Here is a 19,211-nt window from a genome sequence, read left to right as displayed (position 1 = left end):
GAAAACATTTACCTTTAGCAATAACAAGATATATATGAACAAAAAACTCTCTAAAGTAATCTTTTTTTTATTAGCAAATTTGTATGTATCGGTCTTTGCACAGATACAAAACTCTCAATCTCTAAGCGGAACCTGGCAGTTCAGGCTCGATCCTGAAGACAAAGGATTGAAAGAAAACTGGCAGGGGACCTCTTTCACTGATCATATAACTTTGCCGGGTACAACCGACGAAGCACAGTATGGCGAAAAAACTTCCGGTTCTGATTTCGGCATCCTGACACGTGCCTATAAATATTATGGCCCTGCCTGGTATTCGAAAGAAATTGAAATCCCATCCGAATGGAACGGAAAACATATCCGGATGGAACTGGAACGTGTCTTATGGGAGTCGCGTGTTTTTGTAGATGGGAAAGAAGTATCCGTGCAGGATGCGCTCTCTACTCCCCATTACCATGACCTCGGTTATTTGTCTCCCGGGAAACACCGTTTGACGATCCGTATCGATAATGACCTGATTTATAACATCGGCGATAAAGGCCATGTCTATACTGAATATACACAAAGTATCTGGAACGGTGCGGTGGGTCGCTTGCAGTTAAAAGCAGTCGAAGCCGTCCATTTCTCTAATCCGCAGTTATTCACAAAGGTTTCTCCTTGTACTTTGCAGGTAACGGATACCATCATGAACACATCTGCCAAAAAAGTGGATGCCCGTATCTCCTGGCAACTGTCGGAGCGGGAGAGTGGAGCAGTCGTTTTCACCCGGACAACCGAACAGCTTTTACAGAAAGGTGCGAATGTGCTGGACTTCCAGGCTACGATGCCAACTGACATCAAGCTATGGAGTGATGTTACCCCGCATTTGTATCAATTGAAAGTTACCGTACAGGATAAAAAGAAAATATACGATACCCGTGAGATAGAATTCGGTTTCCGTGAAGTAACTTCTTCCAAATCGAAGATACTGATCAACGGAAAACCTGTATTCCTGCGTGGAAACCTCGATTGTGTCCATTTCCCGCTGACCGGTTATCCTTCCTGTAAGGTTGAGGACTGGGAGCGTATCTTCCGTATCTATAAAGACTACGGACTGAATCATGTCCGTTTCCATTCCTGGTGTCCGCCCGAAGCCGCTTTTATAGCTGCCGACCGGATCGGTATCTATATCCAGGCTGAAACGATCTGGATAGACTGGTGGATGTCTGTCGAGCAAAAGGAACGGAAAGAAATGGATACGAAAGGTCATCCGCAGGGATTGGGGAAAAATCCGTCGGCAGACCGTTATGTACAACAGGAACTGGTCCGTATGATCGATGCCTACGGAAATCATCCCTCTTTTGTGATGCAATGTATCGGTAATGAGTTAGGCAATTCCGATTTTGAAGTAATGGAATCGTGGATGAAGCCTTTACGGGAAAAAGACTCCCGCCGTTTGTATGCTGTATCGACCGCCCGTAAAGTCATGCCGGTCGACCAATATATGGCTACCCATTATATCGATGGCTTGGGTAGTACACGCGGTTTGCGCGGAGGAGCTTCCACTGCCTGGGACTTTGAAGATGTTTATTCCAAATCGGATATACCTATCCTTTCCCATGAGATCGGACAATGGCCGGTCTATCCAAAATGGGAGGAGATAAAGAAATACACCGGTGTCCTGAAAGCTAGAAATTTTGAAGAGTTTCGTGAGCAGGCACGTAAGAACGGGATCGAAGAGCAGAACGAAGAGTTTGTCGCAGCTTCGGGTGCCCTCAACCAGATCATGTATAAATATGAGATAGAATCTTTCCTGCGTACCCCTTCCTGTGCCGGAATCCAGTTACTCAGCATGCAGGATTATCAGGGGCAAGGGGAAGCGCTGATCGGATGGCTGGATGTTTTTTATGATAGCAAAGGAATTACCACACCCGAACAATTCCGGGCACACCATGATACGACCGTCGCCCTGTTGCGTCTGCCGAAATATGTCTGGGAGAACAAGGAACCGTTTACTGCCGGGATGCAACTGGCGCATTACGGAACGGAAGATTTGCAGGATGGCCTTTACTGGAAAATAAAGGATGCGAACAGTAACCTGATCGCTTCCGGGGAGACGGCTCCACAACGTTGGCCTACCGGAAGTTCGGAATTGGGAGGAAAAATCAGTTGTGACTTGTCACAGGTTACTACTGCTCAAAAGCTGACGATCGAAGTCGGTTTGCAGGGACGGGCGATAGCCAATCGCTGGAATATCTGGGTATATCCGTCGGTAAACTCGTCTGCGGATCTCCGGAAAGAGCCGGCAGGAACCGTTTATATAACGGACCGGATGGATGCGGAATGTATCAAACGTCTCGAAAAAGGAGAGAAAGTGCTTTTGCAGGCGGCAGCATTGGGTACGGAGGAAACATGCGATAAGATCAGTTACTATCCTTTATATTGGTCGTTGACTTTCTTCCCCGGCCAGGGAAAGAATACGATCGGGATGGTGGTCCGCGATAAACATCCGTTGTTTGCGCAGTTCCCTACCGACTCTCATAGCGACTGGCAATGGCAGTCTGTCTATAAGGATGCGAGGGCGTTTTATATAAATGATTATCCGGAAGATTATAAGCCGATCGCACAGCCGGTGGATGATTTTCATCGGAATAACAAGCTGGCCGCTATCTTTGAACTGAAAGTGGGCAAGGGTAAATTGCTTGTTTGCGGCTTCGATCTGAAAGATGAAAAGAACCCGGCAGCCCGGCAGTTGAAGAAGAGCATATTGCATTATATGAATTCAGAGGATTTCAACCCTTCACAGGAGAAAGATATTCCTTCGCTGCAGAAGATGTTTACTTTTGTCGAACCGCTGAAAAGTACGGTGACGGGCGAGTTCAGTAATGCTTTGTTGTATATCGATTGCACAGATCCGGACAAGACATTTGCCAACAAGAAAACGACCTGGAAAGTATCTCCGGACTGGCAGGGTAAGGAGATGGAACTGACCATCGAGTGTCCGCCGGGAATTATCGGTTCCCTATATGTCTGTTTTGCCGACAAGGATAAGAAAGGACGTACGGGACATCTGGTTTTTGAAGGTCGTGATTATGAATCCGGCAAACAAGATCGGGAAGAGTCGTGGGTGAAACTGCATATTATGCGCGAGGACTCCAACGACGGTATCCTCCGTTTCAAGGCGAAAGTCAAGAACGGACCGGATCTGGTCATCTCGAAGGTGGCTATTATGGAAGAATGAAAAAGGGGTGATCCGTACCTGATGTTTGCAAAATAGGTGATATATTTTGCAAAATACGAGATTTGGGAAAAGAGAGTGGAAATATGTTTCTCTTATATATTTTCACTCTTTATCTTTGTATATTCAGGTAATGTATCATGTAAGCACTATAAATTTTGAAATAGATGAATAAAATCCTAACCATAGGGGCTTTTTGTTTGATCTCAGTCACTTCTTATGCTTCTCTGCAACCGGAGAAAGGAGTAAACGATTCTTCGTATACCTGGTATTTGAAAAGCGGACAGGATAGCCTGGCATGGGTAGATGGCTTTTCGGCTGTCAATAGTACGGTCGAGTTCGACCTGTTGCCGCAGAACTCGTCGGCACAGGTGGGTGTGTTGCTCCGTTATGTAAATGAAAACGACTGGATATATGTGGGATGTGATAAGGCAACGGATCATCTTGGATTTGCCTTCTGGTATGTGGAAACGCCGGACGGTAAGACAGAGATTGCCCGTGATATCGCAAAATTGTATGCCCGGCATTTGCGCCGTATCAAAGTGAATTGTATCGGACGCACGCTGACAGTATATGTAGACGGGGAGCAGATTGCTCATAAATACATACCAAATCTTCCTCTCTCATCCGGTCGGACAGGGTTCCGTGTGCATGATAAGGGAAATGTACAAATATCCAATGTCGTTTGCCGGGAGGTGAAAGAGCCTAAGAAGGAGATTGCCAAGAAGAAAAGCAGTTATATTTTATCTTCATCCCGGATGGAGGTACTGTTGAATAAAGATTTTCCATCCGTTCAGTCTTATCTTTGGAAAGAAAATCAGTCCCGGCTGGACGGACAACCTTTTGATGTAAAAGCTATCATGATCAATGGTGATCATTATCTGCCTCAGGTGACAAGCAAAACGGAGGCCGACCGGGTATTGTATACGTTAAAAGTGAAAGAAATAGGGATTACGATAAAGGTCTGCTGTCAGGTGACCGATAACGTATTTCAGCTATCCGTAACCGGAATAGAAGAAAGAGATGATTTCAAAGTAAAGACGCTGGCTTTTCCGGATCATAATCTGGTATCTGTTCCGGAGACTGTTCCGGGAAGTTGTTTATCCATAGCCGATAATGTGCATAAGGACAGATTCTATCCGTTAAAAGAGAAATCCGTCGATAACACTTGTCAATACGGCTCCATCCTGTTGCTGAACTCGGATAAGTTGGTGGCGACTCTTGAAAGTAATTCCATGTACACTACCCGTCAGTTTTTATACCAATCGGTGCAGACACCCGGTCCGGTAGTTACCGGTATCTGGGGAAACGAGTGGATTTACCGGGGGCATGACGGCGAAGCGGTCGATCTGCCTTATATAAAAGTAATCCTCTCCGATGATTGTAACCAGGATAATAAAGTTGACTGGCAGGACGGGGCAATCGCCTTGCAGAGAGTCTATCCGGCTCCTTTCGGTGTGGATAGGATACAGAATTCGTATGCTACGATCACCATGAACTTTGCCAGTTGTGCTCAATACCCGTTTCTTCGCCAGCTGGATAACATCAAGAAATTTTACCTGGCGACCGATGGTTTCGGACAGATGCTCGAATTGAAAGGATATCAGAGCGAAGGGCATGACAGTGCTCATCCGGACTACTCCGGTAATTATAATGAACGGGCCGGAGGAAAGGACGATCTGGCGTTCCTGGCAAAAGAAGCCCGGAAATACAATGCTCATATCGGAGTTCATATCAATCATAGTGAATCTTACCCGGAAGCGAGAGCTTTCAATGACCGGATTGTGACGGATATGCCTGCATGGAGCTGGCTGGACCAGTCTTATTTCCTGAATAAAGAGGCGGATATGTTGGCAGGAACTTTTGAGGAGCGTTTGAACCGGCTGAAAACAGATGTGCCCGACCTGTCTTTTGTTTATCTCGATACGTACCGGGAATACCGTTGGCTGGCTCATCGGACTGCCGGATTATTTAACCGGAATGGCTGGGCTGTATGGACGGAAGATGCAGATGTGTTTGATAAAGAGGCTGTGTGGATTCATTATAATCCGGAGGCTAAAAGTTTGATACACCGGTTTGTTCACCATCAGTATCGGGATGGGTACGCGGTTCATCCGGCTTTACTCGGAGGATATAACCGGGGAGCGGAGATCGGTTTTATGGGTTGGCAGAAAGGACGTGATTTTAAAGGTGTGATTCGTAACTTTTTTACCAAACAGTTACCTTACAGATATTTGATGCATTATCCGGTGTTACAATTGGATACGGCACGTGCAGTATTACAGGGGGGCTTGCTTGCAGTTGGTGACGGGAAGAACGGTACGCTAATTAAAAGGGAAGGACAGATATTAATGACGGGAGACTGTGTATTCATTCCCTGGAATCCGGAAACAGAAGAAAAGATCTACCATTATAATGTGCGGGGAGGGAAAACGACCTGGCAGTTGCCGGCATCCTGGAAGCAACAGGAAACGGTTTATTTGTATGAGTTGAGCGATCTGGGGCGTAAGTTGGCGGGGACTCTTCCTGTCCGTAACGGTCAGATAGAGATAGATGCTCTTCCGGACAAAGGATATGTTGTTTATAAGCAGGAGATGGCTCCTTTACCGGAAATGATCTGGAGCGAGGGTAGTCCGGTGAAAGATACCGGCTTCGATAGTCAGTCATTCGACTATTGGAAGAAACAGGGAGCTACGGATGCTTTGGCTGTCAGGGAAACAGCCTACGGGCAGGATTACCTGGAAATAAAAGGAATGGATGCAGCCGGTGTCAGCCAGGTAGTAAACGGATTGATACCGGGTAAGGAATATGTCGCTTCTGTTTGGGTAAATGTCATCGGCCGGAAAGAGGCGGTGCTGGCGATACAAAGCGGGGAAACGCTGAGTGAACAGACCTCTATCTCGGAAAGCCGTGTAATGAATTTTACGGATAATACGGATCGTTTCAGAACAACCTGGCAGCGCTTGAAGATACCATTCCGTATGCCGGCAGACGAAAAAGAGATTGTTCTTTCATTGAATGGAGGCATAGCTTCGGAGGATACAGCTGCCGTGTGTTTCGATGACGTTCGTCTGGTGGAATGTCCCCAAGCACAGAAAACAGGTTATGCTTATTTTGAAGATTTTGAACATGTCGATGAAGGATGGGGACCTTTTATCGCTTGTCAACCCAGTGCATTTACCACTCATCTGTCCCAAAAAAACGATGTTTATACGGATAATACAATCCATGGGAATTGGTCGTTGGCTACCTGGCGCGAAAGAAACGGGGAGGTATATCGTACTTCTCCTTCGATGATCCGTTTTGCTCCGGGGCAGGAATATGAAGTCGAATTTGATTACAAGGTAGATACCAAGGACGTTTATAAGGTGGTCGGAAAATCCTTATCGACCGGTAAGGAGGTCTTTTCCTATGAGTTGAATCGTCCCGGAAAATGTAATGTCCGTTTCACGACTCCGGACTGCACGGATTTTTATATTGCCGTAGTAAAAGAGGGGAATGGATTGCTGGTTATCGATGATTTCGGAATAAAAGGAGAGTTGATAAAATAGAATTTTAGATGTATTATATTATGAAGAAAAACTTATTACTGATAGGAAGTGTATGGCTGCTGACAGCCTGTAATGTTTCTGTAGACCTGCCTGTGGTACCATCGGACAGCGATCTGCAGTTCCTGGATCTGGCAAAGACCTGGGATGAAGGAATGCCGTTGGGAAATGCGACAGTCGGTGCCCTGGTGTGGCAGCGGGATTCGGCGTTACGCTTTTCACTGGACAGGACGGATCTTTGGGATCTTCGTCCGATGGATAGCATTTCCGGACCGAATAACCGGTTCGCCTGGGTTCGTGAGCAGGTGATGAAAGGGGATTACCTGCCGGTACAGAAGAAGTATGACTGGCCTTATGACCAGCAACCGGCTCCGTCCAAGATACCGGGGGCGGCTTTGGAGTTCTCTCTGGAAGAATTGGGTTCTCCGTCCGATGTTCGCTTGTATCTGAATAATGCACTTTGTGAAGCGGTCTGGGAGAACGGAACGACATTGAAAACCTTTGTCCATGCTACTGAGCCGGTCGGCTGGTTTGTTTTTGAGAATTTACCGTCATCGATAACTCCAACATTGATCTCTCCTAAATATAGTACAGGTGGATCGGAAGCGGGTAACTCTGTAGAGGGACAGGATTTACGCCGTCTCGGATACAACCAGGGAGTGATAAATGAAGAAGCCAACCAGATTTCCTATCACCAGGAAGGCTGGAATGGTTTTTCGTATGATGTAAATGTACGCTGGGAGCAAAAAGGAAAGACTCTTTGCGGAGTGTGGAGCGTGACATCTTCGCTGGAACAGGATAAGGCGTCGGATAAAACGCAGGAAGCGATGACACGCGGTGTAAATCAGGATTATCAGTCTCATATGAATTTCTGGAAGAATTACTGGGCAGAGTCTTCCGTAACACTTCCCGATCCTGTTTTACAGAAACAATATGACAATGAAATGTATAAATACGGTTCTGCTACCCGTGAAGATTCTTACCCGATCTCTTTGCAGGCGGTATGGACGGCGGATAATGGTAAGTTACCACCCTGGAAGGGAGACTATCACCATGACCTGAATACCCAGCTTAGTTACTGGCCGACTTATACGGGCAATCATCTGAAAGAAGGCCTGGGTTATCTGAATACGTTATGGAATCAAAGGGATGTCTACAAAGAATATACCCGCCAGTATTTTGAAACGGATGGTATGAATGTGCCCGGTGTCTGTACTTTGCAGGGCGTGCCGATGGGAGGATGGATCCAGTATTCTATGTCGCAGACTGCCGGAGCATGGCTGGCACAACATTTTTATCTTCACTGGAAGTATTCGATGGATCGTGAATTTCTGAAAGATCGTGCGTATCCTTTCCTGAAAGAGGTTGCTACATTCTTGGAGCAGATATCTGTAGTGGATGCGCAGGGTATCCGTAAACTGACGATGAGTTCCAGTCCGGAGATATACGATAATTCGATCAATGCCTGGTTCAAAGATATGACCAATTATGATCTGGCTTTAATGAAGTTCGCTTTCAGCGCTGCTTCAGAGCTGGCAGGTGAATTGAATATCCCGGAAGAGGCCGTTCACTGGCAGGAACTGAATAAACAATTACCGGAACTGGATACGGATAAAGAGGGTGCCCTGACCTTTGCAAAAGGTTTCTCATACGATCAGTCCCACCGTCATTTCTCTCATGCGATGGCTATTCATCCGCTGGGATTACTGGATTGGAGCCAGGGAGAAAAATCGCAGAAGATCATCCGGGCTACAATTAAGAAATTAGAGGATTATGGTCCCGATTACTGGACTGGCTATTCATACAGTTGGTGTGGTAACATGAAAGCCCGTGCTTTCGATGGCGAAGGTGCCGCACAGGAACTGCGTACATTTGCCGAATGTTTCTGTCTCCGAAATACATTCCATGCGAACGGCGATCAGACAAAGACCGGCAAATCGAAATTCACTTATCGCCCGTTCACGTTGGAAGGAAATTTTGCTTTTGCTTCCGGTATCCAGGAAATGTTGTTGCAGAGCCATACAGGTATTATCCGGATATTCCCGGCAATCCCTGCCGGTTGGTCGGACGTTTCGTTCGATAACTTACGTGCTATGGGTGCTTTCCTTATCTCGGCAGAAAAGCAGAACGGCAAGATTACCAAACTCCGTATCTATCCGGAGCAGGGCGGTATCATCCGGATCGCTTCACCGTTCGGGACGGATGAAGTGGTTGTCACCGGAAATGCTGGTGAAGTTACGAATGAGAACGGTATTCTTTCTTTTGATACACGCAAAGGAGAGTGGATAGAGATAAATAATTAATTATTCATGAGAAACACTTTTGCAAAAATAGTCTGGTGGCTACTGCCGACAACACTATTGGCTTGTGCCGGAGATCCTCCTCCGGCAAAGCAGACTTCTTCGACAATCCTTTATATGGATAAACCGGCGGCATCCTGGTATGAAGCGACCCCGATAGGGAACGGACGTTTGGGGGGGATGGTGTATGGCGGGGTTACCCGGGATACTATCCGAACAAACGATGATACGTTCTGGAGTGGTGAACCGCGTGATTTGCAGCGGCCAGGAACCTACAAGGTCCTTCCGGAGATACGCAAGTTGTTGTTGGAAGAAAAGAATCAGGAAGCACAGAATGTGATCGACGCCAATTTGCTCGGTCCCTGGAATCAGAATTATATGCCTCTTGCCGATATTCTGTTGGAATGGCCGGGAGATGGGAACGTTTCTGGTTACAGAAGGGAACTGGATCTGAACCGTGGAGTGGTGACGATCACCTATGCACAGAACGGGATAAATTATAAACGGGAGTTATTTGCTTCGTATCCCGATCAGGCTATTGTGATGAATATCTCGACTGATAAGAAGAATGCTATTGAATTTACTGCCGGTCTGGGAAGCCAGATCGAGAGCGGAGTAAAAGTAGAAGACGGTCAGATTGTGATTGACGGACAGGCTCCTTATCATACAGATCCTAATTATACGGGCGTCCATCCTCCGGTATATAAAGAGGGAAAAGGAATGCGTTTTGAAGGGCGGTTGCTGGTTAAACAGGAAGGCGGATCGCTTACTCCTTCGGGCGATAAGCTGCATGTGAAAGATGCAACTTCCGCTACTCTGGCTTTTATGGCGGCAACCAGTTTTAACGGTTTTGACAAAGACCCTTATACGAATGGAAAAGATGAAAAGGCGATTTGCCGGAAATATCTTACTTCATTGGAGGCAAAGAAGTATTCCGACCTGTATAAAGCACATGTGGCTGATTATGCTTCTTTGTTCGGGAGGGTAAGCATTGACCTGGGAGAATCGGCGGAAGCTGCTTTACCAATAAACCGACGGATTGCAGACTACAAACCGAGCATGGATCCGGCTCTTACTGCTTTGTATTTCCAGTTCGGACGTTATCTGCTTATCTCCGCTTCCCGTCCCGGGTCGCAACCGGCTAATTTGCAGGGTATCTGGAATCAGGATATGCAACCCGCCTGGAGTGCGAACTGGACGATCAACTGTAATGCGGAAATCAATTATTGGCCGGCAGAGATCACGAACTTGTCCGAATGCCATGCCCCGATGTTCGATATGATCCGGGAAACATCGGTCGACGGAGCGAAAACGGCAAAAAACTTGTATAACTCCCGCGGTTGGATGGCACATCACAACCTGGATATCTGGCGGACTACCTGGATGGTAGGAGGAACCGGATTGTACTCCTTGTTTCAAGTGGGCGGTGCGTGGCTTTGCCAGCATATCTGGGAACATTATCTGTTTACGTTGGATGAAGATTTTCTAAAGGACCATTATGACCTGTTGAAGAATGCGTCTTTGTTTTATCTGGATAATATTCAGACCGACAGGGATGGTTATCTGGTGACAAGTCCTTCCGAATCCTTTGAGAATGGCTTTGTGAAGCCGGACGGAGAGACCGGTTGGGCTTGTATCGGTTCGGCGCAGGATATGCAGATCATCCGTGCATTGTTTGAGAATACCATGAAAGCGGCTGATATTTTGAATGACGGTGCTTTCAAAGAAGATGTTTCCAAAGCGTATGCTAAACTGGCTCCTATGAAAATCAGTCCTAGAACAGGACAATTACAGGAATGGAACGATGATTGGGAACCTTCCAATCCGGCGAGCGGCCAGGTAGGACATGGATGGGCATTCGCCGTCGGTAATCAGATTACCTTGCGAGGGACTCCGGAATTGGCTCAGGCTTTTAGAAAAACGATCGATTACCGTCGCCCCGGTTATTCTTATAATAGCGGTAGTTGGACGGGAACATTCCCTGCTGTCTATTGGGCTCGTTTTGAGGAACCGGACAGCGTACAACGTGTGATCGACCGCCATTTCGATCTGGCATTATCTCCCAACCTGACTTGTGAGTTTATGAAGTCCTGGCAGATAGACGGTAATTTAGGGATAACAACGGCTATAACTGAAATGCTGTTGCAGAGTCATGCCGGTGAGATCAGCCTGTTGCCTGCTTTACCGGCTAAATATCCTGCCGGTTCCGTTACCGGCTTACGGGTTCGTGGAGGTTACGAAGTGGATATTTTCTGGAAAGACGGAAAACTGACTAAAGCTGTGATAAAAGCAGACCGGACGAAGAAGGATGAGGTTATTCCTGTCCGCTATGGCGGTATCGTTAAAGCGGTAAAACTGGCAAAAGGAGAAACTGTTATATTGGACGGTTCTCTGGAATAAATAGAATAGCTAATAGAGTGAAGATGTACGGATCGGTAATGAGATCCGTACATCTTTTTTGTTACATATTGTCAGAGTTACATTTTTGGTTTTTAGGATATTTTCTGTATCTTGCCGTGCTTTTTTAATCCCCGTTAAGAGTAGACTTAAACGAAAAATTAATAATGTACAATAATTAAAACGGTTATTTTATGAAAATCCTGAAAACACTATTCGGCTGTCTGACTGGGGCGGTTTTGACGATGAATGTAAACGCCCAACAGGTACAAGGTTTTGTTCACGAACGTTCAACCGACTATGAATGGCCTACAGATCAAAAGGTTTTGGATAAACTGGATAAATGGCAAGATCAAAAGTTCGGTGTTTTATTCCATTGGGGACTTTATTCTGTTCCCGGTATCGTAGAGTCATGGTCCATCTGTTCCGAAGACGTAGACTGGATCTCCCGCAAGAAAGATATGACATACGATGAATACAAGAAGTGGTATTATGGCTTGAAGGATTCTTTAAATCCGACACAGTTCGATCCCGCTAAATGGGCGGATATCATGCAGGATGCAGGAATGAAATATATGATTTTTACAACGAAACATCACGATGGCTTCTGTATGTTCGATTCGAAGTATACGGATTTTTCCATAGCAAACGGTCCTTTCGGTACTGATCCGAAAAAAGATGTGGCGCGTCATGTCTTCGATGCTTTCCGTCAGAAAGATTTTATGATCGGATGTTATTTTTCTAAGCCGGACTGGCATTGCGAATGGTTCTGGAATCCTTATTTCGCAACAGCGAACCGTCGTCAGAATTATAAGAAGGAAAACCATCCGGACTGGTGGAAAAACTATCAGGACTTTACATATAATCAGATGGATGAACTGATGACCGATTATGGTAATTTCGATATCCTTTGGCTGGATGGCGGCTGGGTGACCGGTGAGGATGTCAATCTGGATAAGTTGCTGGCGAAAGTACGTACTTCTACACAACCGGGGTTGATCTCTGTTGACCGTACGATCCGCGGAAGAAATGAGAATTATCAGACTCCGGAGCGTAGCATCCCCGAAACGCAATTGAATAATCCGTGGGAAAGCTGTATTACATTGAGTAATGATTGGGGATGGGTTCCTAATGCGCCATATAAATCTCCAACTAAAGTGATTGGACTTTTGGCAGAGATTACTGCGAAGGGTGGCTGTTTGTTATTGGGAGTCGGTCCGACTCCGCAAGGAACTATCGAAGATGCAGTAGCAGAACGCCTGCATGTTATCGGTGACTGGTTGAGAGTAAATGGAAAAGCGATTTATAATACCCGCATCACTCCGGTTTATAATGATGGCAATGTTTGGTTTACTGCCGATAAAGACGGTAAGACCTTATATGCTGTTTACGCTTTGCCGGAAGGAGAAAACTTACCTGAAACAATCGAGTGGTCCGGAAACATTCCGACAGGTAAGATGAAAATGCTGAAAGGAAACAAAACGGTGAAGTATACAAACAAAGACGGCAAAGTAAAAGTCTCTCTACCGAAAGGATTAAAGAATGAACCGATTGCTCTGCAGTTTACTGTTAAAAAATAGAACAATATAATTATATGAGTAAAACAACATCTTTATTGATCGGCCTGATTGCTTGCGCCGGGCAGGTTATGGCCCAGCAACCGGTATATAAGCAAGCGACGGCCCCTATTGAAGACAGGATAAATGACCTGATAGGACGTATGAACGTCGAAGAGAAAGTCGGGCAACTATGTTGTCCGTTGGGTTGGGAAATGTATACGAAAACAGCTAACGGCGTTGTTCCTTCCGAATTATATAAGGAGCGGATGCAGGCGATGCCTATCGGTTCCTTCTGGGCTGTTCTACGTGCCGATCCCTGGACACAAAAGACATTGGAGACGGGTTTGAACCCCGAATTATCGGCTAAGGCTTTGAACGCTTTACAGAAATATGCTGTGGAAGAAACCCGTTTGGGAATACCGGTGCTGTTTGCCGAAGAATGTCCGCACGGACACATGGCTATCGGGACCACTGTTTTTCCGACTTCACTGGCACAGGCAAGTACCTGGAATGAGGATCTGATGTATAAAATGGGAGAAGCGATCGCTCTGGAAGCCCGTTCGCAGGGAGCTAACATCGGCTATGGTCCGGTATTGGATATCGCCCGTGAACCGCGTTGGTCGCGTATGGAGGAAACTTTCGGGGAAGATCCTGTGTTGACATCTAATTTAGGTGTTGCTTTTATGAAAGGCATGCAGGGGAACAACCAGAGTGACGGTAAACATCTTTTTTCCACTTTGAAGCATTTTGCCGCTTATGGAATACCTGAAGCCGGACATAACGGGGCACGTGCCAATGTGGGTATGCGCCAGCTCTTTTCCGATTATCTGCCTCCTTTCAAGAAAGCTGTCGAAGCAGGTGTGGGAACGATCATGACCTCTTACAATTCAATCGACGGTATCCCTTGTACTTCTAATAAATATCTGCTGGACGATGTACTTCGTAAACAGTGGGGATTTAAGGGATTTGTCTATTCTGATTTGACAAGTATCGAAGGGATCGTAGGAGCCCGGGTTGCAAAGGATAATAAGGAAGCAGCCGTGTTGGCATTGAAGGCCGGTCTCGATATGGATCTGGGCGGAAATGCCTATGGTAAGAATCTCCGGAAAGCATTGGAAGAAGGCGCTATCACAATGAATGATCTCGACCGGGCGGTAGCTAATGTGCTTCGTTTGAAATTCCGTATGGGATTGTTTGAAAATCCGTATGTTTCTCCCGAACAGGCCAAACAGGTAGTGCGTTCGAAGACGCATAAGGAGCTGGCTCGTGAAGTAGCGCGTGAAGGTATCGTCCTGCTGAAGAATGAGGGGGTGTTGCCATTGAAGAAAAATATCGGAAGTATTGCAGTGATCGGCCCGAATGCCGATATGATGTATAACCAGTTAGGCGATTATACGGCTCCACAGGAGCGGGAGGAAATAGTGACTGTCCTGGATGGCATCCGGAAAGCGGTGTCTCCTTCCACGAAAGTCAATTATGTAAAAGGATGTGCCATCCGTGATGTAACGACCAGTAATATTCCTGCTGCGGTAGAAGCTGCCCGTGCGGCTGATGCTGTCGTTCTGGTAGTCGGTGGTTCCAGTGCCCGCGATTTTAAAACGAAGTATATCGGAACAGGTGCGGCTACCGTATCGAATGAGGGAAACCAAATCCTTTCGGATATGGATTGCGGTGAGGGTTTCGACCGTAGCACATTGCGCCTGTTGGGCGATCAGGAAAAGTTGCTGGAAGCGGTAGCCGCTACCGGTAAGCCATTGGTGGTCGTTTATATTCAGGGACGTACCCTGAACATGAATCTGGCATCAGAAAAAGCACAGGCTTTGCTGACAGCCTGGTATCCGGGTGAACAGGGTGGTACGGCTGTAGCTGACGTTTTGTTCGGTGATTATAACCCGGCCGGACGTTTGCCGGTTTCTATTCCCCGTAGCGAAGGGCAGCTACCATTATTCTATTCGCAGGGAAAGCAACGTGCCTATGTAGAAGAAGCAGGAACTCCTCTGTACGCTTTCGGCTATGGGCTGAGCTATACCACCTTTGAATACGGTCAGCTGGAAATGCAGAAGGGAAATGGTAAAGATGCTTTGCAAACAGTAAGTTGTACGGTAACGAATACGGGTGACTGTGATGGGGAAGAGGTTGTCCAGCTTTATATTTGCGACAAAGTAGCTTCTGTTTCCCAGGCCCCGATCCTGTTGAAGGCTTTCGAGAGGGTTACTTTGAAGAAAGGTGAAAGTAAGAAAGTTACATTTACATTGGGTGAAGAAGAGTTGTCTCTTTATAATATGGATTTGAAACAGGTCGTAGAACCGGGAGATTTTAAAGTTATGGTCGGTGCTGCTTCGGATGATATCCGCCTGGAAGGTGAGTTTACACTATAACAAATCCTTATCTGTATCGTTGTGAACAGACTGTTGCTAAATTGGGAATAAAGCTTGTTTTTCTAAAGAAAAAAGCATATCTTTGAGAAATAAGAAACCCTAAATTTATAAAGGTATGGAAACAGTTTATTTGGCAACATTAGATAACGATTTCCAGGCAACTCTGTTGTCGGATTTGTTGAGAAATGACGGTATCGAGTCTTTTCTGAAAAATGAGATCATTTCTTCCGTACTGAATATCCCTGGTTTTCAGATAGAGATATATGTGATGGAGAAGGATTATGAAAAGGCAAAAGAAATACTGACGCAAGCATTCCCTGAATTAGTGGGAAAAGAATAAAAGAGTAGCTATTGCTCTGTAAATATAAGTCGGGTGTGATTAAGTTCATCCCCGACTTTTATTTTAAGTATTTGTTTTTACTTAATTATGTAATTCTGCATCATCATTGATTTTTTACTCTTTTGCACCTGTTGCGTCGACAAAGAAGTTTACATTGAATATTTTGTTCTGTTCCTATTTTGATACATTTTTTAGAAATCCGTTCCGTATTTAAAAGTTCTTGCCATAAGTATAATACCCGCTGATAATGAGAACATAACTTACTTTGTAATCGTAAAACATTATCAAATTAAAGCATTGTGTAAAGTAGTTTTCATTAAAGCATTATTATTATGGAAAGCAAAAAAATGTGTGTGTGGAAACGAGGGGGATACTTGTTTATTGCGACTTTATTAGGCGCAGGTCCTTTCTCAAGTCATATTTATGCCGGAACTGATCATGATCAGTTCAACTCGGTAGTAACCGAGTTGAATAATAGTTTAGATCAGAAAAAGGGGAAGAAAGTTACAGGAACGATTGTCGATGAAACCGGCGAACCTGTTATTGGGGCCAATGTAGTTCAAAAAGGTACTACAAATGGTAGCATAACGGATATAGATGGACGATTCTCTTTGGAAGTTCCGGAAGGGGCTGTTCTCGAAATTTCTTATATAGGTTATTTAACTCAGTCGGTACCGGTAGGTAATAAATCTTCTTTTCAAGTTACACTTCGGGAAGATACTCAAAAGCTGGATGAAGTGATTGTTGTAGGTTACGGTTCGACCAGTGTTCGGAAAAATACGGCAGCGTTGGCTTCGGTCGATAATACGAAGGTTTTAGAAGTACCTTTTTCCGATATGGGATCGACTTTACAGGGACGTGTGCCCGGAGTGATCGTGCAGCAGGGATCTGCAGAACCGGGGCAGAACGGAGCTAGTGTCTCCATACGTGGGAATGGAGATCCGTTGTATGTAATCGACGGATTTGTTTCTTCAAGCGGCCGTTTCATGGCATTGAACAAATCGGATATCGAATCGATGACCGTATTGAAGGATGCGGCTTCTACAGCTGTTTATGGTATGAATGCCGGTAACGGAGTCATTGTAGTCACAACCAAACAGGGAAAAGCAGGGAAACTGAGTGTAAACTACCAGGCGAATTTTGCCTTCAATACACCTTCTTATCCATCGGAACGGATGAATGCCTATGAATATGCAACGGCAATCAACAAACTGAATCAATCTTTGGGAAATGGCCTCAATTCGTTCAGAACCCCGCAAGAACTGGCAGAGATTGCAGCAAATGTAGGTTCATACACGAATTGGGAAAATGAACTGTTGCGTAATTATACCCCCCAGAACGAACATACGGTGTCGATCAGCGGCGGTAATGACAAACTAAAGTATTTCGGTAGTTTGAACTATTTGGGACAAAAAGGTATTTACAAAGCCGATAAACTGAACTATGACCGTTATAATTACAGGACGAATATCAGTAGTAATTTTGACGAAATAGGCTTGACTGTCGGATTAAATGTGAACGGTACCGTGCGGGATGAACTTTATCCGAGTGCCAGTGCATATACCCTTTATTCCCGTTTAAAAGACAGGACTCCTTTTGAAAGACCCTATAATGAGGATGGTACGGTCTCCAATCAATTTGACAATCCGGCTTTGCAGCTGGATGGCCCGGGTGAAATCAAGTATCGTACTGTTTATAATCAGTTGGCGGTGAACCTGGAGTGGGCTGTACCCTGGGTGAAAGGGTTGAAATTGGGTTTTGACGGTAACTATAATATCGAGTCGCAAGACCGGGCAGACTGGTATGAAAATGCGACTTATTATGATGCCGATGGGAATGCAACACTGGAAGATCCTTCCAACATCAGCATGACCCGCTCTTCCTATCAGCATAACAGATATGATTTCAACGTACGTGTCGATTATAAAAACACGTTCAACGATAAACATAATGTATTACTGACTTTGGTACATAACCGTCAATATTATCATGGTACTTCGCTCAGTGCAGGATCAAATACGTTTTATTTGTCGACGATCCATCAGATACAGAATGGTGATGCTTCCAGTATAACGGCAAGTAACAAAGAGAGTGAGCAGGCTTCGATGGGATATGTAGGTCGCCTTCGTTATGACTATGATAATCGTTATATGGTGGAATTTTCCGGTCGTTATGACGGCTCCGATTGTTTTCCTAAAGGAAACAGGTTCGGATTTTTTCCTTCCGGTTCTTTAGGATGGGCTATTTCGGAAGAAGAATTCTTTTCTCCTGTGAAGGAACTAGGGATATTTGACTATTTCAAGGTGCGTGGTTCGTATGGGGAGATTGGTCTGAACGGAGCCAAACATGATGACTATGCCTACCTGACCACTTTTAACTATAATTCCAATGCGTATGTGATTGGCGGTAGTTTGGTCAATTCTATTACTCCGGGTGCAACTCCGAGTATTAATATGACATGGTATAAACGTGATAAGACAGATGTCGGTTTCGATTTCGCCACTTTGGGAAACAAGCTGGAAGGATCATTCGACTGGTTCTATGAACGTACGAAAGGATATCTGGTAGCTCCCAAATATGAATACACCGATCCGATCGGTTACGATTTGCCTTTGATCGTCTCTGATGCGGAAGACCGTTCGGAAGGATTGGACGGTTTTGTAAAATATTCGGATAAGGTCGGAGATTTTAATTTCTCTGCCGGTTTTAACTTTACCTGGTACCGTTCCATCAAAGCGATCACCAATGAAGATAAAGTAACCTTGTCGAATCCTTATACCCGTGAACAGGGGTATAAACTCGGATATCTTGGTACGGGTTTTATCGGTACACAGTTTTATATGACGCCTGAAGATGTTTTGAATAATCCGAAACGTATCAACTCGAAAGACCTGCGTCCGGGTGACCTGTGGTATGCTGATGTCAATGGTGACGGTCAGATTACCAATCAGGACCAACGGAAATACGGACATAATGCAAGTCCGCGTTTTGTTTTCGGTATCGATCTGTCAGCTGATTGGAAAGGATTGAGTGTGTTGGCTAATATTCAGGGAACGGGTCGTCGGCAAACTTATATGAGTAATGTCGCTATGGCGCAGGAAGGTGAGCGACGTCTGGATTTCACTTATCAGCTTGATACCTGGTCACCAACCAATACGAATGCCGTTTTCCCACGCCCTGGTAATACTTCGTTGAATGAAAATAATAACTATGTCGCCTCTGATTTCTGGGCTCGTAATTCCAATTATGTACGTTTGAAATCGTTGACAATCTCATACGATTTGAAATATGCCGCTTTGAGAAATCTTTCCTGGCTGCAGAATATGACGGTATTTGCTTCCGGTGTGAATTTATTCGCTATCGGACCGTCGGTAAAATATGCCGATCCCGAAGCATCTAACTTCGATGGATATGCTTACCCGATGATGCGTACATATTCTGTGGGATTTCAATTAGGATTTTAATAATAGATAAA

General features: G+C 45.3%; 8 protein-coding genes. All 8 read left to right on the top strand.

Annotation, left to right across the window (positions count from 1 at the left end):
* Positions 1–34: 34 nt before the first annotated feature.
* The 8 genes from IEY67_RS11655 to IEY67_RS11620 all read left to right on the top strand — a co-directional run bounded on the left by IEY67_RS11655 (position 35) and on the right by IEY67_RS11620 (position 19,200).
* On the top strand, positions 35–3,217 hold the full coding sequence (locus IEY67_RS11655) for a glycoside hydrolase family 2 protein (RefSeq protein ID WP_183671422.1): 3,183 nt from the start codon (positions 35–37) through the stop codon (positions 3,215–3,217).
* 164 nt (positions 3,218–3,381) lie between these two features.
* The gene (locus IEY67_RS11650) at positions 3,382–6,765 is read left to right on the top strand and encodes an endo-alpha-N-acetylgalactosaminidase family protein (RefSeq protein WP_183671423.1); all 3,384 of its coding nucleotides are present in this window, start codon (positions 3,382–3,384) and stop codon (positions 6,763–6,765) included.
* Positions 6,766–6,785: 20 nt separating this feature from the next.
* Complete coding sequence (locus tag IEY67_RS11645; RefSeq protein ID WP_183671424.1) at positions 6,786–9,065, top strand: glycosyl hydrolase family 95 catalytic domain-containing protein; 2,280 nt, start codon at positions 6,786–6,788, stop codon at positions 9,063–9,065.
* A gap of 6 nt (positions 9,066–9,071) precedes the next feature.
* The gene (locus IEY67_RS11640; protein WP_183671425.1) at positions 9,072–11,462 is read left to right on the top strand and encodes a glycoside hydrolase family 95 protein; all 2,391 of its coding nucleotides are present in this window, start codon (positions 9,072–9,074) and stop codon (positions 11,460–11,462) included.
* 191 nt (positions 11,463–11,653) lie between these two features.
* On the top strand, positions 11,654–13,039 hold the full coding sequence (locus tag IEY67_RS11635; RefSeq protein ID WP_183671426.1) for an alpha-L-fucosidase: 1,386 nt from the start codon (positions 11,654–11,656) through the stop codon (positions 13,037–13,039).
* Between the two features lie 14 nt (positions 13,040–13,053).
* Positions 13,054–15,396 (top strand): glycoside hydrolase family 3 N-terminal domain-containing protein, encoded by a 2,343-nt coding sequence (locus tag IEY67_RS11630; protein ID WP_183671427.1) that lies wholly within the window; start codon positions 13,054–13,056, stop codon positions 15,394–15,396.
* Between the two features lie 115 nt (positions 15,397–15,511).
* Positions 15,512–15,736: a putative signal transducing protein gene (locus IEY67_RS11625; protein ID WP_122351528.1), complete on the top strand. Its 225-nt coding sequence runs from the start codon at positions 15,512–15,514 to the stop codon at positions 15,734–15,736.
* 332 nt (positions 15,737–16,068) lie between these two features.
* Positions 16,069–19,200, top strand: a complete 3,132-nt coding sequence (locus IEY67_RS11620) for a SusC/RagA family TonB-linked outer membrane protein (protein WP_229801039.1) — start codon at positions 16,069–16,071, stop codon at positions 19,198–19,200.
* Positions 19,201–19,211 lie beyond the last annotated feature (11 nt).

Source organism: Parabacteroides faecis (assembly GCF_014647375.1).
GTDB lineage: Bacteria > Bacteroidota > Bacteroidia > Bacteroidales > Tannerellaceae > Parabacteroides > Parabacteroides faecis.
The sequence above is the reverse complement of the archived record's forward strand: the minus strand, read 5'-3'. Positions and strand labels throughout refer to the sequence as shown.

Bases quoted from the DNA above. Each gene is read 5' to 3' on its own strand.
- IEY67_RS11655 (WP_183671422.1), top strand. From the start codon at position 35: ATGAACAAAAAACTCTCTAAAGTAATCTTTTTTTTATTAGCAAATTTG.
- IEY67_RS11650 (WP_183671423.1), top strand. From the start codon at position 3,382: ATGAATAAAATCCTAACCATAGGGGCTTTTTGTTTGATCTCAGTCACT.
- IEY67_RS11645 (WP_183671424.1), top strand. From the start codon at position 6,786: ATGAAGAAAAACTTATTACTGATAGGAAGTGTATGGCTGCTGACAGCC.
- IEY67_RS11640 (WP_183671425.1), top strand. From the start codon at position 9,072: ATGAGAAACACTTTTGCAAAAATAGTCTGGTGGCTACTGCCGACAACA.
- IEY67_RS11635 (WP_183671426.1), top strand. From the start codon at position 11,654: ATGAAAATCCTGAAAACACTATTCGGCTGTCTGACTGGGGCGGTTTTG.
- IEY67_RS11630 (WP_183671427.1), top strand. From the start codon at position 13,054: ATGAGTAAAACAACATCTTTATTGATCGGCCTGATTGCTTGCGCCGGG.
- IEY67_RS11625 (WP_122351528.1), top strand. From the start codon at position 15,512: ATGGAAACAGTTTATTTGGCAACATTAGATAACGATTTCCAGGCAACT.
- IEY67_RS11620 (WP_229801039.1), top strand. From the start codon at position 16,069: ATGGAAAGCAAAAAAATGTGTGTGTGGAAACGAGGGGGATACTTGTTT.